The organism is Celeribacter sp., from assembly GCF_048266405.1.
In the GTDB taxonomy this organism is placed as follows: domain Bacteria; phylum Pseudomonadota; class Alphaproteobacteria; order Rhodobacterales; family Rhodobacteraceae; genus Celeribacter.
The window spans coordinates 258,420-285,417 of the sequence record NZ_JBLWZO010000003.1; the positions used below are offsets into that span (position 1 = coordinate 258,420).

Annotated in this window: 20 protein-coding genes, 1 tRNA gene and 1 pseudogene; 7 read left to right on the forward strand and 15 right to left on the reverse strand. The window is 58.7% G+C overall.

The annotated features are described in order from the left end of the window. Positions 1-8 precede the first annotated feature (8 nt). From ACN0TS_RS08700 to ACN0TS_RS08715, 4 genes are all read right to left on the reverse strand, one after another. Positions 9-3,098: an efflux RND transporter permease subunit gene (locus ACN0TS_RS08700; protein WP_417258959.1), complete on the reverse strand. Its 3,090-nt coding sequence runs from the start codon at positions 3,096-3,098 to the stop codon at positions 9-11. Continuing rightward, the gene (locus tag ACN0TS_RS08705; RefSeq protein ID WP_417258960.1) at positions 3,095-4,228 is read right to left on the reverse strand and encodes an efflux RND transporter periplasmic adaptor subunit; all 1,134 of its coding nucleotides are present in this window, start codon (positions 4,226-4,228) and stop codon (positions 3,095-3,097) included. Before ACN0TS_RS08705 ends, ACN0TS_RS08700 begins: the two co-directional genes overlap by 4 nt. A 317-nt stretch (positions 4,229-4,545) precedes the next feature. Next, positions 4,546-5,094 carry a YaeQ family protein gene (locus tag ACN0TS_RS08710; protein WP_417258961.1) on the reverse strand — a complete coding sequence of 183 codons (549 nt, stop codon included), beginning with the start codon at positions 5,092-5,094 and terminating at the stop codon, positions 4,546-4,548. Between the two features lie 198 nt (positions 5,095-5,292). Further along, positions 5,293-6,435 (reverse strand): N(5)-(carboxyethyl)ornithine synthase, encoded by a 1,143-nt coding sequence (locus ACN0TS_RS08715; RefSeq protein WP_417258962.1) that lies wholly within the window; start codon positions 6,433-6,435, stop codon positions 5,293-5,295. A 380-nt stretch (positions 6,436-6,815) separates the two neighbouring features. On the opposite strand from ACN0TS_RS08715, the gene ACN0TS_RS08720 reads away from it, so the two are divergent. From ACN0TS_RS08720 to ACN0TS_RS08750, 7 genes are all read left to right on the forward strand, one after another. Then, entirely contained in the window at positions 6,816-7,670 is an 855-nt protein-coding gene (locus ACN0TS_RS08720; protein ID WP_417258963.1) for a 3-hydroxyacyl-CoA dehydrogenase, read from the forward strand. A 151-nt stretch (positions 7,671-7,821) separates the two neighbouring features. Then, the gene (locus ACN0TS_RS08725) at positions 7,822-9,336 is read left to right on the forward strand and encodes an acetyl-CoA hydrolase/transferase family protein (protein ID WP_417258964.1); all 1,515 of its coding nucleotides are present in this window, start codon (positions 7,822-7,824) and stop codon (positions 9,334-9,336) included. A gap of 216 nt (positions 9,337-9,552) precedes the next feature. After that, positions 9,553-9,939, forward strand: coding sequence for a Fur family transcriptional regulator (locus tag ACN0TS_RS08730; protein WP_417258965.1), 387 nt, complete (start codon positions 9,553-9,555; stop codon positions 9,937-9,939). A gap of 35 nt (positions 9,940-9,974) precedes the next feature. Further along, positions 9,975-10,637, forward strand: a complete 663-nt coding sequence (gene zrgA / locus ACN0TS_RS08735) for a zinc uptake protein ZrgA (protein ID WP_417258966.1) — start codon at positions 9,975-9,977, stop codon at positions 10,635-10,637. A gap of 6 nt (positions 10,638-10,643) precedes the next feature. Further along, complete coding sequence (locus ACN0TS_RS08740; RefSeq protein ID WP_417258967.1) at positions 10,644-11,339, forward strand: ABC transporter ATP-binding protein; 696 nt, start codon at positions 10,644-10,646, stop codon at positions 11,337-11,339. Next, on the forward strand, positions 11,336-12,586 hold the full coding sequence (locus ACN0TS_RS08745) for an ABC transporter permease (RefSeq protein ID WP_417258968.1): 1,251 nt from the start codon (positions 11,336-11,338) through the stop codon (positions 12,584-12,586). Before ACN0TS_RS08740 ends, ACN0TS_RS08745 begins: the two co-directional genes overlap by 4 nt. Before the next feature lie 21 nt (positions 12,587-12,607). Next, positions 12,608-13,108: a DUF3299 domain-containing protein gene (locus tag ACN0TS_RS08750; RefSeq protein WP_417258969.1), complete on the forward strand. Its 501-nt coding sequence runs from the start codon at positions 12,608-12,610 to the stop codon at positions 13,106-13,108. Between the two features lie 34 nt (positions 13,109-13,142). Here the strand turns inward: ACN0TS_RS08750 and ACN0TS_RS08755 are convergent, their stop codons facing one another. The 11 genes and pseudogenes from ACN0TS_RS08755 to ACN0TS_RS08805 form a co-directional block, all read right to left on the reverse strand. Further along, a complete protein-coding gene (locus ACN0TS_RS08755) occupies positions 13,143-13,436 on the reverse strand; it encodes a DUF6525 family protein (RefSeq protein ID WP_417258970.1) in 294 nt (97 codons plus the stop codon). Next, a complete protein-coding gene (locus ACN0TS_RS08760) occupies positions 13,436-14,656 on the reverse strand; it encodes a GTP-binding protein (RefSeq protein WP_417258971.1) in 1,221 nt (406 codons plus the stop codon). Before ACN0TS_RS08760 ends, ACN0TS_RS08755 begins: the two co-directional genes overlap by 1 nt. Before the next feature lie 77 nt (positions 14,657-14,733). Then, a pseudogene (locus tag ACN0TS_RS08765) lies at positions 14,734-15,406 on the reverse strand (ZinT family metal-binding protein). 260 nt (positions 15,407-15,666) lie between these two features. Then, a tRNA-Ser gene (locus ACN0TS_RS08770) sits at positions 15,667-15,756 on the reverse strand. Positions 15,757-15,864: 108 nt separating this feature from the next. Continuing rightward, positions 15,865-16,584, reverse strand: a complete 720-nt coding sequence (locus ACN0TS_RS08775) for an alanyl-tRNA editing protein (RefSeq protein ID WP_417258972.1) — start codon at positions 16,582-16,584, stop codon at positions 15,865-15,867. Further along, positions 16,584-19,067, reverse strand: coding sequence for a DUF3772 domain-containing protein (locus ACN0TS_RS08780; RefSeq protein WP_417258973.1), 2,484 nt, complete (start codon positions 19,065-19,067; stop codon positions 16,584-16,586). Before ACN0TS_RS08780 ends, ACN0TS_RS08775 begins: the two co-directional genes overlap by 1 nt. Continuing rightward, positions 19,067-20,098 carry a cysteine synthase A gene (locus ACN0TS_RS08785; RefSeq protein WP_417258974.1) on the reverse strand — a complete coding sequence of 344 codons (1,032 nt, stop codon included), beginning with the start codon at positions 20,096-20,098 and terminating at the stop codon, positions 19,067-19,069. The genes ACN0TS_RS08780 and ACN0TS_RS08785 overlap by 1 nt, the downstream gene beginning before the upstream one ends. A gap of 123 nt (positions 20,099-20,221) precedes the next feature. Next, on the reverse strand, positions 20,222-21,595 hold the full coding sequence (locus tag ACN0TS_RS08790) for a cytochrome P450 (RefSeq protein WP_417259090.1): 1,374 nt from the start codon (positions 21,593-21,595) through the stop codon (positions 20,222-20,224). Between the two features lie 14 nt (positions 21,596-21,609). After that, positions 21,610-22,878: a hypothetical protein gene (locus tag ACN0TS_RS08795; protein WP_417258975.1), complete on the reverse strand. Its 1,269-nt coding sequence runs from the start codon at positions 22,876-22,878 to the stop codon at positions 21,610-21,612. A gap of 72 nt (positions 22,879-22,950) precedes the next feature. After that, positions 22,951-23,700 carry a cytochrome c biogenesis CcdA family protein gene (locus tag ACN0TS_RS08800; protein WP_417258976.1) on the reverse strand — a complete coding sequence of 250 codons (750 nt, stop codon included), beginning with the start codon at positions 23,698-23,700 and terminating at the stop codon, positions 22,951-22,953. Between the two features lie 150 nt (positions 23,701-23,850). Beyond that, positions 23,851-26,823 (reverse strand): Rne/Rng family ribonuclease, encoded by a 2,973-nt coding sequence (locus tag ACN0TS_RS08805; protein ID WP_417258977.1) that lies wholly within the window; start codon positions 26,821-26,823, stop codon positions 23,851-23,853. Positions 26,824-26,998: the final 175 nt, after the last annotated feature.

The window sequence follows — 26,998 nt, forward strand, 5'->3', positions numbered from 1 at the left end:
GTTGCCCGTTAAGCCCCCGCGGGGTCCGTCACCTCGGCGTGGAGCCGCTTGGATGCGGCCCCAGGTGCGGAGCCCCACACGGCGATCCAGCGGTAGAAGATCGGCGTGAGGAACAGGGTGAACACGGTGGCAAAGCCGAGACCGCCAACGATCACCCAGCCCACAGCGATGCGAGCCTCGGCCCCTGCCCCAGAGGTCAGGATCAAGGGCAAGCCGCCAAAGACGGTCGAGACCATCGTCATCATCACGGGACGGATACGCAGACGCAGGGCATTGCGGATGGCGGTGTCGATGTCCTCGCCCGCCTCGCGCAACTGGTTGGCAAACTCCACAATCAGGATGCCGTTTTTCGCCATCACCCCGATCAGCATCACAAGACCGATCTGACTATAGTAGTTGAGCGATCCGCCTGTGATCGAAATCGCCAAGAGGGCAGCGGCAAGCCCGAAAGGCACCGTCAGCATGATGACCACCGCACTGGCGAAGCTCTCGAACTGCGCGGCAAGGACCAAGAGAACCACGAGCAACGCCACGCCAAAGACGGCATACATGCCCGCCGCCGTGTCATCCAAGGTCGCGGCCTCACCGGTGAAGGTGATGCTCATACCATCGGGCAAGACCTCCTCCGCGATCTCCAACAGGCGGTTCATTGCGGTTGACAGATCGACCCCTTCGCCGAGGTTGGCCTGCATCGACACCGCCATTGCCCCGCCCAAGCGCAGGATTTGCGCATCGCTGACCACGGTTTCGAGCGAGGCCACGGCGGAGAGCGGGATATAGGCACCGCTGTCCAGACGGATCGACATGGAGGCAATATCGGAGGGGTCGTCAATGGGCGGACCACCGGGGACCACGTTGACGTCCACTTCGACATCATCGGAAAAGACGCTGACCGCGACAGTACCCTGCACCAAGGCGCGCACGAGACTGGTCACGTTCGAGCTGTCGAGCCCCATATCGCGTGCCGCAGCGGCGTCGACGGTCACTTCGAGTTGCGCATCGACGCTGTCGTTGGACAGTTGCGGGTTGAGGAAAATGTCGTCTTGGGCCATGGCCGCGACGAGGGTTTCACCCGCCTCGGTCATATTGGCAAGGTTCGTGCCCGTGATGGCAAAGCCAAGTCCGTTGCCCGCGCCGCGAATGTTGAGGCTGTTGGTCGAACGGGCGCTGACCTGGATGCCTGGAACGGAGGACAGTTGGCCGCTGATCTGGGAGATCAACTCCTGTTGGGTAAAGTCGCGTTCGGCCCAATCGGGCAGACGCACAACGATGAAGGCACTGGTGCCACCGCCGACACCGATGATGCTTTGCACCGCCGCGATCTGGCCGTTTTCGATGTAGGGATCAAGGATCTCCTCGACCTGCATGACTTGTGTGTCGAGATAGTCCACGGTCGTGTCCGACGCACCGCGCGCAAAGATGAGGAAGAAGCCACGGTCCTCGGTGGGTGTCACCGTCGAGGGCAGTTTCATCGCCGCGCCCCCTGCGATCAGGGCAAAGCCGAGCGCCACGGACAGGACGAGAAGCGGTGTGCGGATGGCAAAATCCATCACGCGGTCAAAAGCCCGTGACAGGGCGCTTGGTTTGGCCTCCTTTTTATCGGCCTGCGTCTTTCCCGGATCGAGCAAAGCCGCCAGAACAGGCGCGAGCGTCAGCGCCGTGATCGACGACAAAGTGACCGCGAAGGCCAGAACAAAGCCGAATTCGGAGAACACGCCCCCCGCCTGACCGGGGAGGAAGGAGATCGGGATAAACACAGCGGCAAGCGTGGCCGTGGTGGAAATCACGGCAAAAAACACCTCGTTCGTGCCCGCAGCGGCAGCGGCAAAGGCCCCCATGCCCTCCTTGCGTTTACGCACGATATTCTCGATCACCACGATGGCGTCATCCACCACCATCCCCGTCGCAAGAACAAGCGCCAAGAGGCTGATTGTATTGACGGAAAAGCCCGTGATCCAGATCGCCGCAAGCGTGCCGATCAAGGCCACGGGGATCGTGACCGCAGGGATCAGTGTGGCACGTGGAGAGCGCAGGAACAAAAAGATCACCGCCACCACGATCACGGTGGCCAACAGGATGGATTTCACCACCTCGTTGATCGACCCTTCGATAAAGATGCCGTCATCCGACGTCACCAAAAGCTGCACACCCTCCGGCAACTGACTGCGCAATTCTTCAACAGCAACGCCAACATCGCGCGAGATTTCGAGCGTGTTGCCAACGGATTGGCGGGTAATATCAAGGCTCACGGCCGTCTCGCCGTTCACGCGGGTGTAGACACTCGCGTCCTCGGGGATCAGTTGGACAAAAGCCACATCGGCCACTTGGGTCGTGTCGTTGATAGGCAGTTGATTGATTGCGTCAACGGTGACCTCTTCGTTCCCGACCCGCAAAGACAGGGTTTGTGAGTCCGAGGACAGAGAGCCCAAGGCGGTATCATCGCGCAGCTGCGCCAAGGCCGAAGAGACGTCAAAAATGGTCAGGCCACGACTGAGAAGCGAGGGCATGTTTACTGCCACACGGAACTCGTTGGCACGGTTGCCGCGCACGGTGACTTCGGCAATCCCGTCGATCAGGGACAGGCGCTCGTAAACCGCGCCTTCGGCAATCTGGGTCAACTCGTCAAAGCTGGCATCCCCCAACAGGGCAAGACGGATAATCGCGTCGGCATTGCTATCGGCCTTGCTCACGCTCGGGTCGTCAATATCGTCGGGCAAGGCCCGTAGGGTGTTGGAGACAATTTCACGCGCCTCGTTAGCGGCCACATCCACATCGGTGCCATCGGACAGGTCAATAGTGATACGGCTTGATCCCGTGCTGGAGGTCGACTCGATATAGGACATGCCTTCGAGAGCGCTGAGCGCATCCTCAAGGACTTGGGTCACTTCCGTGTCCACCGTCGAGGGCACAGCCCCGTCATAGTTGGTCCGCACGGACAGCACAGGGCGGTCTACGTCGGGCATTTCGCGAATATCGACACTGGTCAGCGCCGCCAGACCCGCGATGATAACAAGAAGGTTCAGAACAATGCCAAGGATCGGCCGCGCGACAAAAGTGTCTGCGAAACCGGCTTTGTGCGCCCGCTTTTCGATACTCATGCGCCACGACCCTCATTGGAATCTGCCGAGGTGACTTGCGCCCCATCCCGCAGTTTTGCGGCGCCCTCGGTCACAACTTGCGTCCCCACAGGAACCTCCGTTTCGATCCAGACCTGATCGCCGTCGCGGTAGCGGATGGTGACGGGAACACGACGCGCACGCCCCTCCTCGGCCACCCAGATCCCCGCGCCTGAGCGGTCCCATGTGATCGCGGTGGACGGCACAACGGGCAAGGGGTCGGTTTCTTCGGTCATGCGGATCGCAAAGGTCATGCCAGACAGCAGCACACCCTCGGAATTGTCGATCTCGGCCTGCACCGTGGCGCTGCGGGTGACGCTATCAAGGCGACTGTCGAAGGCGGTGATCTTCCCTTCGAACACGCGACCTGTGTAGGTGGGGGTTGTCACGAACACGGGCTTGCCCTCGGACAACAGGCCGATGGAGCGCTCTGGCACCTCGAAGGTCGCCAAAAGTGTTGTTGAGTCATCAATCGTCACAATGGTGTCGCCGTTGGACAGGCGGTCACCGACATTCACGTCGCTCAACCCGAGATGGCCCGAGATCGGCGCAACAATGGTCCGGTCAGAAAACGCAACCTCGGCCAGACCCACATTTGCTTCGGCCAGTCGTAGCGCCACTTCGGCCTCGGAATAGGCCACATCCGTGACGACGGTGTTGCCATTCTTGCGCAGCCCATCGTAGCGCGTGACCGTGGCCTGCGCCTGATCGCGGTTGGCTTGTGCAATCTCGAGCGACAGTCGTTCGGTCCGATCATCAAGGCGGAGAAGAACCTCGCCCTTTTCGACCATCTTGTTGGCCCGCAAGAACGATTCAACGACCTCTCCCGTTTCCGTTGCGACGACATCGGCGCTGCGCAGGGACTCTGCGCCACCGATAGTGCGCAAAACGAGCGTGTAATTGCGTTCCTCAAGCGGCGCGAGAACAACAGTTGTCGTACGCCCCTGCCCGCGCGGACCACCTGCCCCGCCAGGTCCACCCCGCGGCGTGGCGGCTGCCTCTTCAGAGGCGCTGCCCAACATCTGTGCGACCTGAGCGGGCACTCCAAATGCAATCACGTAAGCGCCCGCAAGAACACCCACCGAAAGGATGACGACAATTAACTTTTTCAAATTCTTCCTAGCTCCTGTAGCCGCGCAGTCCCGAAGGACAGGTCCGCGAAACGTCTGTCATTTTATGATATGTTGCAACAGATCATCGGTCCAAACGTCCAAGCCGCGTGGCAAAAAGCACGTGTCGGGGTGCCCTTGCGGTGGCGGCATATCTAGCTGGGATATGGATCATGACGAAAATCTGCCTGTTGTGCGTATTCGTCTTTATACGCATGCGGCTCAGGGTTCCGTCGCAGGGATCGTAACTTTTTTCGGGCAAGCGCCGCGCGGCTGTTCGCCCTTGTCCCGCGCGGCTTGCGTCAGCACAAAGCGGGCGTTTAGCGCGTAGCCTCTTTCCATGTGATCGGGGTCACATAGACGATGCCGTCCCCCGCGCTGACCATCACGTCGCCGTCCTGAATATTGACCTGCAACTGCATCGAGCGGTGCGCCAATGCCGCAAGGGCCTCTGTGTCGGTCTGTGAGAAATTTGTGACCTGAAGATTGTCAAACCGCGTGGTGCTGTTCTTGATCTTCTCCCACCACATCTCGGCGGTCTTGCCGCCGTAGCTGTAGACAGCCACCGCATTGGCCTTGCCACAAGACTGGCGCACGAGTTTCTCGCTCGGCTGCCCCAAGGCCACCCAAAGCTCCAACTCGTCGCTCAGGCTTTTCTGCCAGATGTCTGGCTCGTCATCCGTAGACAGCCCCTTGGTCATTTCCAGATGCTCATGAGCATTGAGCGCAAAGGCGAGCAGACGCACCATCAACCGCTCATCCGTCTCGGACGGATGCTTGGCAACGGTCAGTTTATGGGTCTCGTAATAGTGACGGTCCATATCGGAGACGGACAGTTCAACTTTATAAATAGTGGCTTTTTGCGCCATGATGTTTTCCTGACTAACGAATACAGCCCTGCCTAATGGGTCTGATCGCGTTGTGAAAGCAGGAAAGCCCAAAGCACGGGGAACGCCCCGCAAGAGCAAACAGATCCGGTGCGAATAAGGCCTGCGACGAGCCGGCAGGCCATATCCGCCCCACCAACGCCTCTTAATGATAGTGCGTTGGCGGGCAGTATTTCATCACTAAAGTGGCAAGTGTGGGTAGTCCAACTGTCGGTTTTGGAAGGACAGAACGCTCGGCTTCACGACGACGCCCGCATCGACATTCATCGCACGGCGAATTGTCTCGTTTCCGCTCCACGCGCTGCGCCCGTCGATCATCGTCTGCAGATACACAATGAGCGCCGCAGAGATTGAACGTGACGCGCTTTCCCACAGGTAGTTGGGCGTGTGGTCGACAGCATAATAGTCTGTTTTCCCGACCTTAAACATGGGCGCTTTAAAGGTTGTAGGCTTGGCAAAATAAAAGCCCATACCCTCGTCACAACTCACATCCACGATCAAACCACCGGCTTTCAGGCAGGATTTTTCATCTTCCATGACGAAATCCAACGGATGATCTGTATCCTGATAGGTGCCGTTGACGATAATATCCGCCTCGGAAATCAAGTCCGTCAGGGGGCGCTCGGAGCCGTCATGTTCGACGACCAGCATACGTGGTTCTCCCGCGCCACCTTCGCGAATGCGGACATATTCACAGTCCAGAACCTCCTCGCGCACCTCATGGTCAGGGCGTTGAATACAAATGGTAATATCGCGAAACCCGTGAGCTTTGAGCGCATAAATCGCCCCGCGGCTGACCGCGCCAAAGCTAAAGATAATGGTCTTGCGTTGATTGCCATAATGGCCATCAATGCCCCTGAGACGCAGCGCATGCAAAATCGCGCAATAGCCCGCCATTTCGTTGTTCTTATAGAACGTGTGCCGTCCGACTTGGCCCGTGGGGCTCCACACGAACATGTCTTCAAACGCAATCAGGGTTAGCTTGCGGTCAATCGCGACCTGCGTGATGGCGCGCTGTTGGGCGCAATGGGGATAGCCCCAAAGGATGCCACCCTCTTTGATCTCTTGCAGATCGCTCAACGTAGGTTTGGCGACGATAACATTGCCAATTTCAGACAAAAGCGCACTGCGCGGTGCGACACCGCCTGTTTGAGCGGAAATCTCGGCATCTGACAGACCAAATGGCTCGCCATATCCCTCTTCAAAAATCAGCTTTTTACGGCAGTTTTCTGACAGGCGGCGCAGGTGATCGGGATGAATTGGCACGCGCCGTTCATCCTCCTTCTTGGACGTCCCAATGACGCCAAAGGTAAGTTCGTTCATATTGTAGTCCAAATCTGGGGGCTTTCCCCCTGAAGTCATCGCATTTTTTTCGACGATGATCGTAGCCAACGATGGAAGGGCGTTATCCTTTGACACCCCGCGCGACCAAATACGACGCACCCGTAAAGATGCCCTCGAAGGATGCACGCAATCTTGCAATGTTGGCTATAGGTCCATGCAATAGGCGATTGCGTTGCAAATAGCAAACTGGGACAGATTTCCGAGATGCCCACGGTTTTCCTGTAGGGCTGCATCACAGACAAGGCAGACCGAGGCGCACGTCCGATCCTGCGACGTTTTGGCAGGGCGGAGGGGAATTGAAGCGGGTTTGAAAGGGCTTAGGTATAAAGAGGTCCCAATAAACACATAAAGGAAAAATCATGTCTATTCGTAAGGTTACGGTACTCGGCACTGGCGTTTTGGGCGCCCAAATCGCCTTTCAGACAGCCTATAGCGGATTTGATATCACCGCTTACGACATTGACGATGACAAGATCGCCTCAGCCCGCAAAACGATGGAAAAACTAGGTCAGGCCTATCTCAATGATCTGCCCGACGCGACAGCGGACAGGATTACCGAAACAACTGCCCGCATCAGCTATGCCACCGACTTGGCACAGGCGGTGAAGCAGGCCGATCTGGTGATCGAAGCCATTCCGGAAATCCTTGACCTCAAGAACAAGGTCTATGCCGAGCTTGGCCGCGTCGCCCCGAGCGAGACGATTTTTGCCACCAATTCCTCAACCCTGCTCCCGTCCGATATGGCCGCGGCAACTGGGCGACCAGAGCGTTTCTTGGCGTTGCACTTTGCCAATAACATCTGGCTGCACAACACCGCCGAGGTTATGGGACACGCGAAAACCGATCCGGCCATCTTTGACGAGATTGTGGGCTTTGCCAAAGAGATCGGCATGGTGCCAATTGAAGTCAAAAAAGAACAACCCGGCTATGTGCTCAATTCGCTGCTCGTCCCGTTCCTTCGCGCCGCCTCCGGCCTCTTGGTCAAGGGCATTGCAAGCGCCGAGGATATCGACAAGACGTGGAAAATCGGCACTGGCGCCCCCGCAGGCCCGTTTGAAATCTACGACACGGTTGGCCTGAACACGGCCTATAACGTGGCCATGACGGGCGACGACACACAAAAAGAGTTCGCCGCCTATATCAAGGAGCATTACATCGACAAAGGGAAACTGGGCCGCGCCACGGGCGAAGGGTTCTACACCTACCAAAGCTAGAATAACGACTGTCTTTACGTTCGGGCCACTCTGGTCCGAACGGTAGAGATTGGGATATAGCCTAAATCGTTACACGCATTGTCCATCGATATTGCACATAACCCCTACCAATCACATTCGCATTGCGCCGTTAGACAAAATGGAGTTTCCCATGACGCGATCCAATCGCATCGCCCCAGAGTCCCTCGCATCCAAGATTATGAGTGCCGATGATGCAGCCTCTCTCATTCACAACGGCGCGGTCGTCGGGATGAGTGGCTTCACAGGTTCGGGCTACCCCAAGGAAGTCCCGCTCGCACTGGCCGCACAGATCGAACAGCAACATGCGCAGGGGAAACCCTTTCGGGTGAAAATCTGGTCGGGGGCGTCCACGGGACCGGAGCTGGACGGCGCATTGGCCAAGGCCGATGGCATTGATTTCCGCCTGCCCTACAACTCCGATCCGATTGCCCGCAAAAAGATCAACGCGGGCGAGATGAATTATTTCGACATGCACCTGAGCCAAGTCGCCCCCTTGGCATGGCAAGGGTTTCTCGGCCATCTCGATACCGCCGTGATCGAAATTTCCGGCTTCACCCCAGAGGGCGACCTCATCCCCTCCTCCTCCGTGGGCAACAACAAAACGTGGCTGGATCAGGCCGACAAGATCATTCTGGAGGTCAACCGCTGGCAAAGCGAGGCCTTGGACGGGATGCACGACATCTATTATGGCACCGACCTGCCGCCCAACCGCGTCCCGATCCCGCTGGTCAAACCCGATGACCGCATCGGCCAAGCCCATTTCAAAGTCGACCCCAGCAAAATCGTTGCGATTGTTGAAACGGATACGCCCGACCGCAATGCGCCCTTTGCCGAACCTGATGACACCGCCGAAGCCATCGCGGGGCATTTGCTCGACTTCCTCAAGCACGAGGTTAAAGTCGGCCGCTTACCTGCCTCTATGTTGCCGCTGCAATCGGGCGTGGGCAACGTGACGAACGCGGTTCTGTCTGGCCTTCTCGATAGCCCCTTTGAAAACATGACGGCCTTCACCGAAGTTATTCAGGACGGCATGTTGGACCTTCTGGACGCGGGCAAACTGCGTATGGCCTCAGCCACCGCCTTTTCGCTGAGCCCTGACGCGGCGCACAAATTCAATGCCGACGCGCAGCGTTACCGTGACAAGCTGATCCTGCGCCCGCAGGAAATTTCCAACCATCCCGAACTGATCCGCCGGCTTGGCTGTGTGGCCATGAACGGGCTGATCGAGGCGGATATATTCGGCAATGTAAACTCCACCCACGTCATGGGCTCACGGATTCAAAACGGGATCGGCGGGTCGGGTGACTTTGCACGAAATGCCTATCTGTCGATCTTCATGACGCCTTCAACGGCCAAGAAAGGCAAGATTTCGGCCATTGTTCCGATGGCAAGCCACGTCGATCATATCTCGCAAGACGTGCAGGTGATTGTCACTGAACAGGGGCTCGCGGATTTGCGTGGCCTTGCGCCGAAACAAAAGGCGGCATTGATCATCGACAACTGTTCGCACCCTGACTACCGCGACGCCCTGCACGACTATTTTGCGCGCGCCCAGCACAGCTCCTTCGGACAACATGCGCCCAATATCCTCTCCGAAGCGCTGAGTTGGCACCAACGCTATGTCGAAACGGGATCAATGAAATAACCGCGCATTATCATCAGGTTGCGCGCGCATTTTAATGCTCTCGGCAGCTTTCAACGTCTACAGCGACACACAAAAACAAATGTCGGCCCATCTCCGTTGGAGTTGGGCCGACTGCCATTTAACGCGGGACAACGGCGGATAGATGCCCATTGAAATCGCTCTGTTGCAGTTTATTACTTTATAAAATAATAAATCCGCAAACAGGGAGATGAGCCCATGAGAAAACGCGCGGCCGCACGGCAAACCGATGTTCTGAGTGTCTTGCAATCATGCGACAGGCCGATGACGGCCTATCAAATTCTGGAACGTCTTCAAGCCAGCGAACCAGACATTGCGCCGCCAACCGTCTACCGCACACTATCGGCCCTGACCGAACAAGGGCGCGCGCACCGTCTTGAATCTCTCAAAGCCTTCGTCCCCTGCCGCTGCAATCACGCCGAAAGCGTGCCCGTTCTGGCCATTTGCGACGACTGCGGTTCGGTCGAGGAACATGACGGCAGCGACCTGCTCCCCAAACTCACCGCATTGACCGCGCAAAACGCCTTTCGGGCGGAGCGGCATATTGTTGAAATTCACGGACATTGCGTCAGCTGCGCGTCCTGACCCCCGAATACGCCACCACCACATAGGACATTCCCATGAAATACTCCCTCTCCCTTTTTGCCCTCGTTGCCGCCCTGCCCGCAGTTGCCGAGGAAACCCGCCATATGGACGCCCACGTGCATGGCGTCGGATCACTCGACATCGCCATCGACGGCACAACCGTCGCGATGACGCTTGAAACACCTGGCGCCGACATTGTCGGGTTCGAGTATGAGGCCAAAGCAGACGAGGATCGCGCCGCGATTGAGACGGCGTTGGCCACGCTGTCCGCGCCGCTTGACCTCTTTGGACTGCCTGAAGCAGCAGGGTGTTCTGTCGTATCCGCGAAGGCCGAGCTTGAAAGCGAAGCGCATGACGATCATGATCATGACGAACACGCGCATGACGAGGATCATGACGACCATGACGACCATGACCACGATGAACACGCGCATGACGAAGATCACAACGACCATGACCACGATGAACACGCGCATGACGAGGATCATGATGACCACGACCACGGCGCAACCCACAGCGCGTTTCATGCAGAATATGAACTTACCTGCGATGCCCCTGAGGCGCTCACCGAGATCAATTTTGCCTACTTCGACCGCTTCGAGAATGCGCAAGAGGTCAAGGTCCAGATGATCACAGGCGCAGGCGCACAGGCCTTTGACGTTCACCGTGACGCACCCGTTTTGAAACTGGAGCAGTGATTGTCCGTGGCTGACGCGATCCTCACTCTCTCGGATGTTGCCTATCGTTGGGCGGGACGGAAGGGGTTTTCCCTGTCCGTCCCCGACCTCTGCGTGGCAAAGTGCGAGTCCGTGCTGTTGCTTGGCGAAAGCGGGTCGGGAAAATCAACGCTCCTGTCGCTGATTTGCGGCACGATCCAACCCGATCAGGGACGGATCGACATCGCAGGCACAGACATTTCCGCGCTGTCCGGCGGGGCGCGTGACAAGCTGCGGGCGGAGTATATCGGTGTTATTTTTCAACAGTTTAACCTCCTGCCCTTTGGCTCTGTTCTCGACAACATCCTGCTGCCGCTCCGCTTTGCGCCCGCGCGGCGCAAACGGACGGGCGACGCAGCCGCGCAAGCCACGCAGCTTTGCACGGCCCTTGGCCTGCCTGAGGGTGTGACACAGGCCAAAGCCACCGCTCTCAGTGTAGGCCAACAACAGCGCGTCGCCGTGGCCCGCGCCCTGATCGGGCACCCGCCGCTTATCATCGCGGATGAACCCACCTCGGCGCTCGACGCAAACAGCCAGACCGCATTTCTCGATCTGCTCTTTGCCCAAACCGCCGCACATGACACCTCGCTCCTGATGGTCAGCCATGATCCTCGCCTCGGGGACCGCTTTGATCGGGTGATCCGCATGGACGAGATCGCACATATCGAGAGGGCCACCCTATGATCTTGCGCCTTGCCATCGGCTCGCTTGCCGCTCGCGCCTTGACCGTTGCCATGACCATCCTCGCCATTGCTCTCTCGGTGGCGCTGTTTCTCGGCGTGGAAAAGGTGCGCACGGGGGCCAAGGCCAGCTTTGCCGATACGATTTCGGGCACAGACCTGATCGTGGGCGCGCGGTCGGGGTCGGTGCAATTGCTGCTCTATTCCGTGTTCCGCATCGGCAATGCGACCAACAACGTAACTTGGGAAAGCTATCAGGACATCGAAGCCCGCCCCGAAGTGGATTGGATCGTGCCGATCTCATTGGGCGACAGCCACCGCCAGTTTCGCGTGATGGGCACGAGCACCGCCTTTTTCGAGCATTACAAATACAGACAAGGCAGATCACTGGCCCTCTCTGAGGGCGCTCTCATGGACGATCTGTTTGATACGGTCATCGGGGCCGATGTGGCCGCGGCTTTGGGGTATCAGGTTGGAGATCCCATCATCGTCGCCCACGGCATTGCGTCGTTCACCGAACACAAGGATCAGCCCTTCCGCGTGTCGGGCATTCTGGAAAAAACGGGCACGCCCGTGGATCGCACCGTGATCGTCAGCATGGAAGCAATTGAAGCGATCCATGTGGACTGGAAAAGCGGGGCGCGGCGTCCCGGTCAATCAACTCCCGTGGACGTCATTCGCGGTATGGACCTTACACCCAATTCGATCACCGCCGCGCTTGTCGGGGTCGAAAGCCCGTTACAGACCTTCGCCCTTCAACGCGCCATCAATGAATACAACGAAGAACCCCTGCTCGCTATTTTGCCCGGCGTGGCCTTGCAAGAGCTTTGGGGCATTGTCGGCATTGCCGAAACCGCCCTGCTCGCCGTGTCGGCCATGGTCGTTGTCACCGCCCTCATCGGTATGATGGCCACGATCTTTTCAAGCCTCAACGAGCGCCGCCGCGAGATGGCAATCTTTCGGGCTATGGGCGCACGCCCTGTCACCATCCTGAGTATGCTCATATTGGAGGCCATGCTCATGGCCGCTGTGGGGGCTGCTCTGGGCGTGGCGTTGCTCTATGTCGGTCTGGTGATCGCCCAACCGATCCTCGACAGTGCCTTTGGCCTATGGTTGCCGATCGAAGCGCCGAGCATGCGAGAGGTTTGGGTGCTTGTCGGTGTTATCTGCGCTGGCGCAATTGTGAGCCTCGTTCCCGCGATACGGGCTTACAGAATGTCCGTTGCAGATGGTATGATGGTGAAAACCTAACGCGAAGAGTGAGATGACCGCATGGTAAATCGTAGAACGACATTGATGCTCTTATCCGGTTCGCTCATCGCGCCGCGCGTGGCCTTGGCCGCGACGGCCCGTGAAATCACATGGGACGATCTGCTTCCGCCGGGCGTGCCCTATGCCGAGATCATCGGTGAGGGCGAGATGGATGAGGCCAATGACACGTGGGCGCCCATTTTCGACGAGAATGCGACCAAGCTGAACGAAGAGCTTGACGGAGCCTATATCAAGATGCCGGGCTATATCATCCCCTTTGACATGGGATCGGACGGCGTGAGCAACTTCATGCTCGTGCCCTATGTCGGTGCCTGCATCCACACGCCGCCTCCCCCAGCCAACCAACTCGTTCTGGTTTCGGCCTCGGAACCGTGGCCGCGTGACAAGCTGTGGGATGCGGTCTGGGTCACGGGCACCTTGAATACGCATTTGCAGGACACGAGCCTCGGTCAAACAGGCTATTCCATCTCGCGTGCCAAAATGGAACTCTACGAGTGGTGAGACGTCCCTGCCCCGTGGCCATGCGCCATCGGGGTCAGGTCATGTTCGGCGGCGGGCAATCGACGGATGTGTAAGCACGATCCCGTTGGAGCGTCTTTTGTTCGAGACGTGTCAGATGGCGCTTCGCCTCCTCGGCATCGCCCCCACAGGCTCGCAGGGATTTATGCCACGCCCGCAAGGCCGAATGGGCGGACCACGGCAACACCGCCTGCATCAACCACGCCCGCAACTCCGATGGCAGCCTGTCATAGGCCGCCATCGCATCGCCGCGCCGTTTGCGGCGTCTCAAACCGCTGCGAACGTTCGTCTGTCGCTGCACAGACCGCATCAGGCCACCTGTGCGGCGTCGCGCCCTTCGGGGAACGGATCGCTCAGATGTATCCACGCCTCACGGCGCGCAAGAAGATCACTATCGAGCAAGGCCGCATCGAGGGCGGCAGTAATCTCTGCCTTGTTCATCCCTGAACCGATAAAGACCAATTCCTGCCGACGATCTCCATAGGGCTCTTGCCAATGTTCGTTCATATAGGCGGCCATCTGTGGCGAGTCCGGGAGCTTGTCTTCGGGGATGCTCGCCCACCAACGTCCAAGAGGACGAACCGTGCTGATAGCGCCCGCAAGAGAGAATTCCGCCACCCAGTCAGGACGGGTTGCAAACCAGAAATGTCCCTTGGCCCTCAACACACCCTCAAGTGGTCCGTTGAGAACATCATAGACCTTCTTCGGATGAAACGGCCTGCGTGCACGGTAGACGAAAGACGACACGCCATATTCCTCGGTTTCAGGCACGTGATCGGCAAACCCGTAAAGCTCCTTTGCCCAAAGCGGATGTTCATGAGCCGTTGCGAAATCAAACAGCCCCGTGTCGAAAATCCTGTCCTGTGGCACGGCGCCGAAATCGGTTTCGATGATCTGCGCATCGGGGTTCAGGGCAGTGACGATCTTTCGCGCCGCATCCCGCTTTTCTGGGCCCGCAAGACTGATCTTGTTGAGGACAACAACATCGGCAAATTCGATCTGGTCCACGAGCAGATCGACAAGCGTGCGCTCGTCCTCCTCCCCGATCTCCTGCCCGCGGTCCTTGAGAAATTCATGGCTGCCGTAATCGTTGAGCAGGCTCATGGTGTCGACAACCGTGACCATCGTGTCGAGCCGCGCAATGTCGGACAGGCTTTGGCCAAGCTCGTCGCGAAACTCGAACGTGGCCGCCACGGGCAAGGGTTCGGAGACCCCCGAAGATTCGATCAGCAAGTAGTCGAACCGACCCGCCTCTGCGAGCCTGCGCACCTCAAGCAAAAGGTCGTCGCGCAGCGTGCAGCAGATGCAGCCGTTGGACATTTCGACCAAGGTTTCTTCGGTTTGGCTCAGGTCTGCGCCGCCTTCGCGGATGAGGTCCGCGTCGATATTCACCTCGGACATATCGTTCACGATCACGGCCACGCGCCGCCCGTCCCGATTGTTGAGAACGGCATTGAGCAGCGTTGTTTTTCCGGCCCCGAGAAAGCCGGAGAGGACGGTGACGGGGAGGCGTGAATCTTGCAAGGTCATACTCTGTCTTCGCTTGTTGTCATAAAGGGGAAATAGCGGCATGCCGAAGGGAGTGACGGCATGCCTTTGGCCTGCACTCAGTGTGCAAGCATCTGTTCAACGATCTCGTCACCGCTCAAATTTGACGGATAGTAAGTCGGCCAGTTGGTGACTTCCTCGAGCAAGGCCGTCGCGGTCATTGCCCCAATAGAGGTGGAAGTGATCCGCTTTCGCAGGCGCAATGCGGTGGTCACTAAACTGGATGAACGCAGGGGCATCCGCATCGCCGTGCTCCTTGGCAAAGACATAGCGCACACCACGATTGCCCTTCTCATAGGTCAGTATCTCAAACCCGTCGTTTTTATACTCGGCCTGAAGCGGCGTGCCCGCACCAAAGAAGGTGACTGTACTGCCCTCGAACAGGATACGATTCACATCGGTGGCATAGCCCGTTTCGTAATAGGCCTTGTAGTCGGCTGCGCTTTTCTCGCCCGCTTCGGCCTTGTGCTCCATCACCACGTCCAAGGTGCCGTCCTGAAGGAAGGGATAGACAGATTGCCAGTCGCCTTCCCAATCAGACAGGTCGCGCGGCTCGATCTGGTCGTCGTCGAAATAGCCCTTGTAGATATCGTCATCCCCATGGGCATGAGCATGGGTCTCGTCATGGGAATGGGTCGTCTCAGCGATCACAGGGGCACTCATGGCCAAGAGAGCGCAGGTGGCGATTGCAGTGATGTGAGGAACTGCGGTGCGGGACATAGGGATCTCCATCATATTGAAGTCAACGGTTGCTCGATTCGTTATGTTATATCATAACGTTTGAAGTATGTAGCCAAGTCCCCACACCTGCGCAACACGGTTTTGGCAAAGAGCTGTGGCAGCAAAATTATTGCCTGATTTATTGGAATATGGGGCGCGTGGCCGTGACTACGCTCGGACAAAACAACGAACTGATGCCCGACAGCATTGGCCAATCAAACAAAGAAAAAGGCCGCTCGAGGCGACCTATTCAAAGCGTACAAAAGAGGTAGTGGCGGACAGACAGGGATTCGAACCCTGGAGACGGTCTCCCGCCTACACACTTTCCAGGCGTGCGCCTTCGACCACTCGGCCACCTGTCCGTGGGGCGTCTATATTTGAGAATATGCGGGGTGTGCAACCCCTCTCTTTGCGGTTTTTGTAGTTTTTTGACTGCAAACCACACCACGGTCGTTTCCGCGCCCCAACACTCAATCGAGGTGGAGGTAAACACGTCTGTTCTGACGGCCTTTCTTCTCGATTTTACCAATGCGAACACGTCCGATTTCTGCCGTGCGCGCCACATGGGTGCCGCCGCAGGGTTGCAAGTCCACTTGGGCGTCGCCATCACCGATACGCACAAGGCGCACACGCCTTTGCCCCATTGGCGGCATAACGGACATGGTTTTGACGAGCGATGGATTGGCCAGAAGCTCGTCATCGCTGATCCAGTCATCACTGACCTTCAAATCCTGTTCGATCAAGGCGTTAAGACTGTCTTCGATCTCTTGCTTGTCTTCGGGCGGCTCGGCCATATTGAAATCCAACCGCCCCTTTTCCGCGCCAATCGACCCGCCCGTGACGGGCAAAGGGATCACCACAGACAGCAGGTGCAGCGCGGTGTGCACGCGCATGTGACGGTGGCGCAGCGCCCAGTCGAGACGTTGTGTGACGCGGGTGCCCACGGGGGGCAATTCCACGGGTGTGGCGGGCACGAGGACAATCGCGCCCTCATCGCCTTTGATCGCCGTGGCAATCGCAATTGCACCACCGTCCCATTCGAGCAACCCGCTATCGCCAGGTTGCCCGCCACCGGTCGGGTAGAACACCGAAGCATCGCAAATGATCCCGCCCTCTTGGGTCAGGGCAGTCACCTCTGCCGAATGCTCGGCAAGGTAGGCATCATCGCGAAACAGGGCAGTCGTGGCCATTAACTCTCTCCGTCACTCTCGCCGCTTCCGTCAGGGTCACTCCAGTCAGGAGCGGTATCCGCCTCAATGGGGGGCTCCACCTTTCGCACCTTCTCTTTGGCCGGCGCACGCTTGGACTCTTGCGCCTCGGAGCTTTGCGCTGCGGGGGGCGGCGTGCGTCCTGTGAGGGCTTCGGGGTTGCGCAACCAGATATCGCGCTGTGCGAAGGGAATTTCAATGCCCTCTTCGCCAAACCGCTTGGCAATCTCGTGGTTCACATCATTGGTCACAGTCATGATCGAGGTCACATCACGCAAGATTGCCCGCACTTCGAAATCAAGCGCATCGGCACCAAAGCCCATGAACAACACCTGTGGACCAGGGTTCAGGAGAACCATTGGCTGCGCCTCGACAATCTCGCGCAAAATCGCCTCGACGCGGCGCGTATCGGTGCCATAGGCCACGCCCACTTTGATCGTTACACGACCGATGAGGTTGCCACGGGTGTAGTTGGTCACGGAATTGGAAATCAGATCGGCGTTAGGCACGATCACATCGGTACGGTCAAAGGTTTCAACCCGCGTCGAGCGCACGGAGATGGAGCGCACATAGCCCATCTGTCCGCCCACTTCGATCCAATCACCTTCGGACACAGGCCGCTCGATGAGCAGGATGATCCCCGAGACAAAGTTCTGCACGATGTTTTGCAGACCAAAACCGATCCCCACGGAAAGCGCCCCTGCGACAATGGCCAAAGCCGACAGGTCGATACCCGCCGCCGTGATGGCAATGATCGCGGCAAGGAAAATCCCCAGATAACCCGTGCCCGCGACGATGGCGTTCTGGCCCCCCTTGTCGAGATTGGTTTTGGGCAGAATGGAGGAGGACAGCGCCGCCTTGACCAAGCGCGTCAGACCAAAGCCGACGGCAAACACGATGGCGAAGGTCAGAAAATCGGTGATAGATATTTGGGCCTCTCCCAAAGAGACCCCTTCCTTCATCCGCGCCCAGATTTCCCACAGCTGATCGCGGCGCGCCCCCCAAATCAGCGCGAAGATGGGCAAGGACAAAACCAAAAACACGGTTGAGACCATGACGGGGACAAGCCCCTCTCCCGCCCCGTCGGGACGACGCGTCACCACCACATAGGCATCGGCAATCACCCGCGACACCACGAGCAAGGCTCCCAAAAGCGCGAGGGTCAAAACGGCAGGAAAGACCAATCCCTTGGCCGCTGACATATAGCCCACAGCCCCCAAAAGAATGGCGAGACTGGCACCCGGACGAATGACCCGCGCTGCGGTGCTGCTGACCAAGGCGACAAAGCCCTGCGTCGAGGGCACGTCACTGTCCTCAGCCTCTACAGCCTCGCGTTGACGTCGCCCCGAAGCCGCAAGGATCTGACCAAAGCGGAACAACGACAAGGCCGTCAGCACCACGAGCGGGAAACTCAGCACGTTGAAAGTCGCAGGCGTATAGGCGTCGATCTCGGCCAACGCCACAAGCAACAGGTTCACCCCGTACATCACACCCATCACGGACAAATGCCCCGAGGCTTCGCGCGTTTGCTGCGGGGTCAGATCGAACAGCGGCTCGGAGGTCTCGGTGGCCACCAAGACCCGCCCCGCCAACCACCGCGCGGTGAAATAGAACAGACCGATCAGAGGCAGCGCGTCGAACACCGCCTCCCCGCGAGCCCCTAGAAGCCCCGTAAACTGCGCCGCTTGCGAGAGGGCAAATAGCCCTGCCACAGGCAGGACAACCAAACCAAGCGATCCGACAAAGCCCGACACGCCGCGCCCCGCATTGCCCGTGACATAGCTTTGAACCTTTTCGGAGGCCCGCACCGACCAGGCACGGCCACGCAGGATCAACACAAAACCCGCAACAGTAAAGAAGATGATCGTAGCCGCATTGGACTTCAACGCCGACAGGCCTCGCGCCGATCCGGCATTGTCCACAACGCGGGTCCATGCGGTCAGGGCAGTCGTGGTCAGGTCGGTCAGGGCATTGGGCCAGTTGACGGGATTGAGCGGGGTTGGCCCCAATTCCATCAGTGCGTCGGTCTGGCGCGAGACTAGCACATCGTCGATCTCACCAATAAGACCGTCCGCACGGGTATAGGCTTCCTCGGCATTGCGGACAGGCGCGAGGGCACGGTCGAGTTGCTCGTTGAGCTCCTTGCGCCGCGCCGCCACATCCGCAGGCTCTTCCGCCCCTTCGGCGGGGGGATCACCAAGCGTCGCGATCTGGGCGCGCAGCGTCGCAATCCGTGCGGCATTGGTCTCTTCGGCGCTTAGAAACTGCCCACGCCATGTGGACAGCTCCGTGCGTAAAGCCTCAAGGGTGGCATCATCCGCCGTGCCACTTTCAACCGCCGTCTCCGCCTCATTAGCCACCTGCGCCCATGCGTCATAGTCAGGGGCGACGATGTCCTGTGCCACTGCCGAAAGCGGCAGACACAGCGCGATGATCAGAATCAAGCGGGTGATGGCGTGGCGCATTAGCCCTCGTAGACGTCTGGGAGATTTTGCGGGGCGCGGGCCAACCATTGTGGGACCGGCAGCCCCTTTTCTTGCAAAAACTCGGGGTTAAACAATTTCGACTGATAGCGCGTTCCGTAGTCGCACAATACAGTCACAATACGTTTCCCCGGCCCCATGTCACGTGCCATTTTCATCGCTCCGGCCACGTTGATGCCAGATGAGCCGCCAACGCACAAACCTTCGTCGCGCAGCAGATCAAACACAACGGGCAAGGCTTCCTTGTCCGTGACCTGATACGAATAATCGGGGGTGAACCCGTCGAGGTTGGCGGTGATGCGCCCTTGGCCGATGCCTTCGGTGATCGAACTGCCTTCGGATTTCAATTCACCCGTGGTGTAATAGCTATGGAGTGCTGCACCCATCGGGTCGGCCAGACCGATCTTCACGCCCTTGGGCTGAAGCGCCATGCCGACACCTGCGAGCGTGCCGCCCGAGCCCACCGCACAGATAAAGCCGTCCACCTTGCCATCGGTTTGCTCCCAAATCTCCGGACCTGTGGTCTCGATATGGGCCTGACGGTTGGCGACGTTGTCAAACTGGTTGGCCCAGATCACACCCTCGTTGGTGGTGCGAGCCAAGGCCTGCGCCAAACGCTCGGAATAGCGCACATAGTTGTTCGGATTTTTATACGGGGCCGCAGGCACTTGGACCAACTCGGCCCCTGCCAGACGGATCATGTCTTTCTTTTCTTGCGATTGCGTCTCGGGGATCACGATCACGGTCTTGAAGCCCAAGGACGCGCCCACAAGCGCAAGACCGATACCGGTGTTACCCGCCGTACCTTCAACAATCGTGCCGCCGGGCTTCAACAGGCCCTTCTCCACCGCATCTTTGATGATGTAGAGCGCCGCGCGGTCCTTGACCGACTGACCGGGGTTGAGAAATTCTGCTTTGCCGAGAATCTCACAGCCCGTGGCCTCCGATGGTCCGTTCAAACGGATCAAAGGGGTGTTCCCGATTGTGTCGATGAGGTCTTTATTCACACGCATGGGCTGCGGTCCTTTTCATATGGCACTCTTAAAATATGTAGGACGCCTGTTTCGGGAACTCAAGCCGCCGCTTGCCAGTCAAGGACGGCATTCCGCAAAACGCCGACGCCATAGAACATGCGTTTACGCGGAAGGGGTTGCACTCGTGTCGCGTTTGTCCAGCTTTATCCAAATGCCATTTTGCGCCCGCACCGTCAGATGCGCCACAGGCACAGGGGTCCTGTCCTCGACAGGGCTCAGTCGAAACGCCCGCGCGATCAGGGCAAGCACCAATGGCCCCTCGACCATAGCGAACCCTGCCCCCGTGCAGACCCGTGGCCCGCCCGAAAACGGGATAAAGGCATCGCGCAAGCATTGCTTGCCATTCTCGGTCTTGAAGCGGCTTGGATCAAATGCGTCGGGATCGTCCCAGAACAGCTCATGGCGCTGCAAATGCCACGGGCTCAATACGATCTGGCTGCCCTTGGACACATCGCGGTCGCGGAAGTGTTCGGGGCAAGAGGCCTCGCGCACCATCATCGGCACAGGCGGATAGAGCCGCAACGCCTCGCGAAAAACGTCCTTGGTATAGCGCAGCTTGGAAAGGTCGGAAAACTGCGGCGCCGCCCCCAAGGCCGTGCCCTCCGCGGCCACCTTATCTGCCACCTCGGGATTGGCCGCCAGTAGCCACAACGCCCACGCGAGCGCCGAGGCCGAGGTCTCGTGCCCTGCGAGGAAAAAGATCGCGACCTGATCGACCATTTCGTCCGTATCAAACCGCTCGCCCGTCTGCGGATCAGCCGTGGTCATGATCTTGGTCGCCAAATCGTCGGGCGCTGTGCCTGCCTCGATCTGCGCCATGCGCTCGGTCGTTAACTGGGTGATCAGGCCACGGATCACTTTCGCCGTGCGCTTTGTCTCGCGCGAATGGAACCGCGGCACCCATTTGGGCAGCGGGATAAAGGCGGCAAGATTGAGGATCGGCTGCGCCCGTTGGTGCGCTTGGAATTCCGAGAACACCGCCGTGGCGGTTTCGTGAGTGATCGGGATCGAAAACAACGTGCGGAAAATCACATCGGCGGCGACATGCGATGTATGGGGCTCAACGTCAAACGCGCCCTCAATCGCGCCAAGCCGCGCCACTACATCCTGCCCTGCGGCAAGCATGGCGGGGAATGTATCCTTGAGCCGCCCGCCTTCGAACGCAGGATCAATGATCCGTCGCTGTCGTTGCCATGTCTCGCCATTGGTCAAAAACACCGAATTGCCGAGCAAGGGCCGCAAGCCTTCGGCGATGCGGTTGGACTTTGGAAAATCCATCGGACGCTCGTTCAGCACCGTTTTCACCAGATCGGGTTGATTGACGAGAAAGGAGCGAAAGAACGGCGTCTTAAACTCGGCCATCCACGCGCGGTACAGTTTGGCGGGCTGCGCCGACAGGATATCCTTGCGAAACAGGCGCAGGTAATTGCGCAGGCTTGTTTTGTCAGGTCGCGCTTTGGGTTTTGGCGGGATCATTTTGGCACGCTCGGTCACGAGGCTATCTCCGTAAAACGATTGGCCGCATCGGTGATCTGACTTGGCGAAGCTGCGTGCGTTTTGTAACGAGTGGCGAGCGTTTGTGGCCCTGCCGTTATTTTGAAATAGTCGTAGCTTTGCGGCGCATCAAAGGCGCAAAGATACTGAAAATGCAGACGAAAGAACCGCCACCTCAGGGCTTTCCATGTCTCGGGCTTGAGGCTTTGCGTAAAGGCCGCTGAGATCACAAGCGGTCCCGTTTGCGCCTCTGGTGCCACGCCAGTCACCCCCGCCGGATCGCACAGCGCAAAGGCGCAGCCATCCCCCGGTGCCGTGACATCGAGCCAGAACAACGCGTCCGTGGCCGACAGATAGGCCAGATCGCGGCGCAGCACCTTTGCCTCGGGCAGGAACGACACCATCGGCACCACTTGGCCAAGCGACAGAAACGACAACGCAGGTCCATCCTCGGGCACCTCGCCCGCGCGGATCAGATCGGCCAGAACCGAAATGCCCAAATGCGCCCCTGACGAATGGCCAACGACCAGAACCTCATCCCAATCCTCGGTGAGCGCCTGCGCAATCGCGGCGCGAAACTCGGCCATCCGTTCGGTCAGTTGCGGCGGATCGGCCCCGCGCCACCGCGCCGAAAACCCGTAGTCGTGCATCAGGTAATAGGCGAAGAACTTGCCGTCCATCTTCTTGAACCACCGCAAGAGCGCCACGCCCGCCACAAGACCCAGAGCCACAGAACCCCACATCCGCGCAACCATCCACGGCTGAAACAGGCGCGGACCTTTCAACGCTTCCAAGAGGCGCTCGCTCAATCCCATCAGCGCCATACTGACGCCATAGACCACGGCAATGGCGATCAACAATTGCACGAGCAACGCGCCGACAGGGTAAAGCGCCGCAATCACGGGGCCTTTGCGCAAGCGCATCAATCGAAACAGAGCCCCTGTGGAGATGTAAATCCATGCGGTGCGCGCAAGCACGCCGTAGGTACGCAAAATGCCCGCATCCATGCTGTCTTGCACGATGTCGGACCAGACGAGAACGTCGATCTCGGTATGGACCTCGCCGCCCTCGATGGCGCTGTCCACCGACCACCCGAACCGCTCTCCCGACTTGGGGGCTATGGAAATGGTGTAATCGGAAATAGCGGCCTGTTTGGCGCTCTCGGTGCGGTAAAGCTCGCGGTAGCGACGGGGCGGAATGGGATCATAGCCGGAGATGTAGAACATCCGCCGCCGCTTGACCTCTTGTCGCCCATGTTCACTCATACCTATGGCCCTGCCCGTTTGGGTCACGTTAAACCAGATCGCGGGCGAGATTAAGCGGAATTTGAGCCCTGTCTAGCCGATGGTGGCCAGTGCGGGGAAGGTTTCCAACAGCCAGTAGGACAGGCGCGAAAACGCACCAGTGAGCAGCATCAACCCGACGACTACAAGCATCAGCCCCATGACCTTTTCGATCAGGCCCATGTGGCGCTTGAGACGGTTCATCACCGTCATCGCACGGGTGATAAACAGCGCCGACAACAAGAACGGCACCCCAAGCCCGAAGGCATAGACCGCCAACAGCGTGGTGCCACGGGTCAGAGACCCCTCTTGTGCGGCAATCGACAGGATCGCGCCCAGTTGCGGACCGATGCAGGGCGTCCAGCCAAAGGCAAAGGCAAGACCCAGCACGTAAGCCCCAAGTGCGGTGCCCCCACGGTCGCCCGCATCCAGACGTGCCTCGCGATCAAGGATGGGAATGCGGAACACGGAGAGGAAATGCAGGCCAAGAATGATGATCACGACACCTGAAATGCGTCCGAAAAGCACCTGATTTTGCAGGAAAAACGCCCCGAAGACCGACGCCGTGAACCCAAGAAACAAAAACACCGTCGACAGGCCAAGCACGAACATGATCGCGGGACCGATGGCCTTGCGCGCCGCTTTGCCCTCTTGCATTTCGCCCATAGAAATCCCCGACATATACGCCAGATACGGCGGCACGATGGGAAGCACACAGGGGCTCACGAAGGATGCGATACCAGCAGCCAGAGCGACGAAAATCGCGGGCAGCATCGAGGCGTCAAAGAGATCAATTCCAAACATGAATTGCTCATGCCACGGATCGCGGGGAAATCAAAGTGTCGGATATGTCGCGGCAGGTCACATTCTCGTATGTTTCCGCACCGCCTACCCGCAAAAGAAAACGGCCCGCTCCGAAGGGCGAGCCGTCTGATGTCTTTACGCGCAGTCGGTTTAGCCGAGGCTCCACCATCCCTTGCGCTTTGATTTTGGCTTGGCCTCTGCCTCAGCGGCAGGTGCAGGCTCTTGCGTTGGCGCAGGGTCAGCGACCACGACGGTCTCTTCGACCTTTGGCGTGGGCGCTTCGGGAGCCGTCTCGACAACCGTCTCAACCTGTGCAGGCGCGGCCTTTGCCGCTTCTTTCGCAGCCTTGTCAGCTTCGATCTCGGCCTTGGTGCGGCGCTTGCGCTTCGGCTTGGGTGCGTCCGCCGCAGCCGCCTTTTCAGCCTCTTTCGCGGCCTTTGCAGCTTCGATCTCGGCCTTGGTGCGGCGTTTGCGCTTCGGCTTCGGAGCCTCTTCGGTGACAGTCTCTGCCACCTCGGGAGCCGCCTCAACCGCTACGGTATCGGCTTTCTTGCTGCGCGAGCGCGTCCGTGTGCGCTTGGGCTTCTCGGCCTTTTCCTCAGTCTCGGCAGGTGTCTCTGCGGCTGCCTCGGCAGGCGCTTCGGCTTGCGCCTCCGTTGAGGCCTCTGCCGTTGCTGTCGCATCTTCGCTCACGGCATCAACGGCTGTGGCGGGTTTGCGGGTGCGCGACCGTGTGCGCTTGCGCTTCGGCTTGGGCGTCTCGTCAGTGGTTGCCTCATCAGAAGACGTTGCCTGATCGGCGTCACCCTCGCTCGGAGCCGCGTTCTGGCTGTCGCCTTGAGTGACCTCTGTACCGGACTCGTTGTTTGTCCCGTTCTCATCTTCATCGCCAGATTTCCGACGACGACGACGGCGACGACGACGTTTTTTCGGTTTTTGCTCGTCTTCACCGTTTTCATCGGTGGCAACGGCCTCAACCTGTGCGTCTTCGACTTCGGCCACGTCCTCAATCGCATCAGCTTCGTCGTCAATCTCGGACATCAGCGCGGACGAGGCAGAGATCACATTACTCGTCTCAGGCTTGATCACGCGGGTCGCGGTTTTGAATTTCTCCACCGTGAAGTCAGGCGAGATCATGAAGGGATCGGCCTCAAGACGCACGGCCATACCGTAACGGCTCTCGATCAGCGCAATGGCTTCGCGTTTGTAGTTCACGAGGTAGTTGATCACCGCAACTGGCGCTTTGAGCAGCACTTCACGCGAACGTTTGCGGGTGCCCTCTTCTTCGAGCTGGCGCAGGATCGTGAGCGCCATGTTGTCGTCGGAGCGGATCAAACCCGTGCCGTGACAATGCGGGCACGGCTGTGTGGTGGCTTCCAACATGCCAGGACGCAGACGCTGACGGCTCATCTCCAACAGACCAAAGCCCGAAATGCGACCCACCTGAATGCGGGCGCGGTCGGTTTTCAGCTTGTCCTTGAGGCGTTTCTCGACAGCGGCGTTATTGCGGCGTTCTTCCATGTCGATGAAGTCGATCACGATCAGGCCAGCAAGGTCACGCAGACGAGCCTGACGGGCCACTTCTTCTGCGGCTTCCAAGTTGGTCTTGAGCGCGGTTTCCTCAATCGAGCCTTCTTTGGTCGCCCGACCCGAGTTGACGTCCACGGCGACAAGCGCCTCGGTCCAGTCGATGACGATGTAACCACCGGACTTCAACTGAACGGTCGGATTGAACATCGACCCGAGGTAGGTTTCGACCTGATAGCGCGCAAAGAGCGGCAGTTGCTCTTTGTAGTGAACCACGTTTTTGGCGTGGGTCGGCATGATCATCCGCATAAAGTCTTTGGCAATGCGGTATCCGCCCTCGCCCTCGACAATCACCTCGTCGATCTCTTTGGAATAGAGATCACGGATGGAGCGTTTGATGAGGTCGCCCTCTTCGTAAATTTTCGCAGGTGCCGTGGATTTGAGCGTCAAGGCACGGATCTGTTCCCACAACCGTTTGAGATAGTCATAGTCACGTTTGATCTCGGTCTTGGTGCGCTGCGCCCCTGCGGTGCGCACAATCAGGCCTGCGCCCTGTGGCACGTCGATCTCTTGGGCAATCTCTTTGAGTTTCTTGCGGTCGGCAGCGTTGGTGATCTTGCGCGAAATGCCGCCCCCACGGGCCGTATTTGGCATCAAGACACAGTAGCGCCCTGCAAGCGAAAGGTAGGTGGTGAGAGCCGCGCCTTTGTTGCCGCGCTCTTCTTTAACGACCTGCACCAGAAGGATCTGGCGGACCTTGATCACCTCTTGGATTTTGTAGCGACGCGGACGCGGTTTGCGGCGCGGACGGACCTCTTCAACGGTATCATCGTCAGCAACGCTTTCGATGCTGTCGTCTTTTTCGGATGCGGTTTCGGCATCGTCGCCGTCGTCATCATCCGCATTGTCTTGGTCGGCGTCATCCTCGCTAGAGTCCTCATCAGACGCATCAGCGTCAGTCTCGGCGTTGTCTGCATCATCAGACGCCTCGTCCTCAGCAGGCTCCTCAACTGGGGTCTCAGCAACGGTGAAGGCGGGCGATGTGCCCTCTTCCACGGGGGCATGACCCTCAGCGATCAAATCATCCGCCTCAGAAGCTTCGGGCTCGACCACATCCATACCGCTGACACCTGCGGCGGCATCATCGGAGGCTTCCGGAGCTGCTGGATCGACCTCTTTGGTCTCTACGGCGTCATCCGACGTGGCATCTGCCGCGACAGACTGACTGCGCGAGCGGGACGAGGAAGACCGACGACGACGAGACCGCTTTGGCTTCTCGCGCTCTTCTTCTTCCTCTTGTTGTTTGGCGTATTCCATTTCCTCTGCAAGCAGCGCCTCACGGTCGGCCACAGGGATCTGGTAATAATCGGGGTGAATCTCGGAGAAGGCGAGGAAACCATGGCGATTTCCGCCATAGTCGATAAACGCCGCCTGAAGCGACGGCTCGACCCGTGTTACTTTTGCGAGATAGATGTTGCCAGCGAGCTGGCGTTTATTTTCTGATTCAAAGTCGAATTCCTCGACCTTATTTCCGTCAACCACCACAACGCGGGTTTCTTCCGCGTGGGTGGCGTCGATAAGCATTTTCTTAGCCATTGTTGTCTTTCGGCACCCAAAACGGGACCGTTTTGCGCGAGCGCAATCGGATCGGATCTCAGGTGTTTGTTAGGGGCGAGTAACAGCGCGGGCGAGAGCGCGCAGGCGCAAGCGCCCGTCATATGCTCTGTATTTGCCTCTGCGCGTTGCATCGCGTTTTTCTCCGGCGATCGTC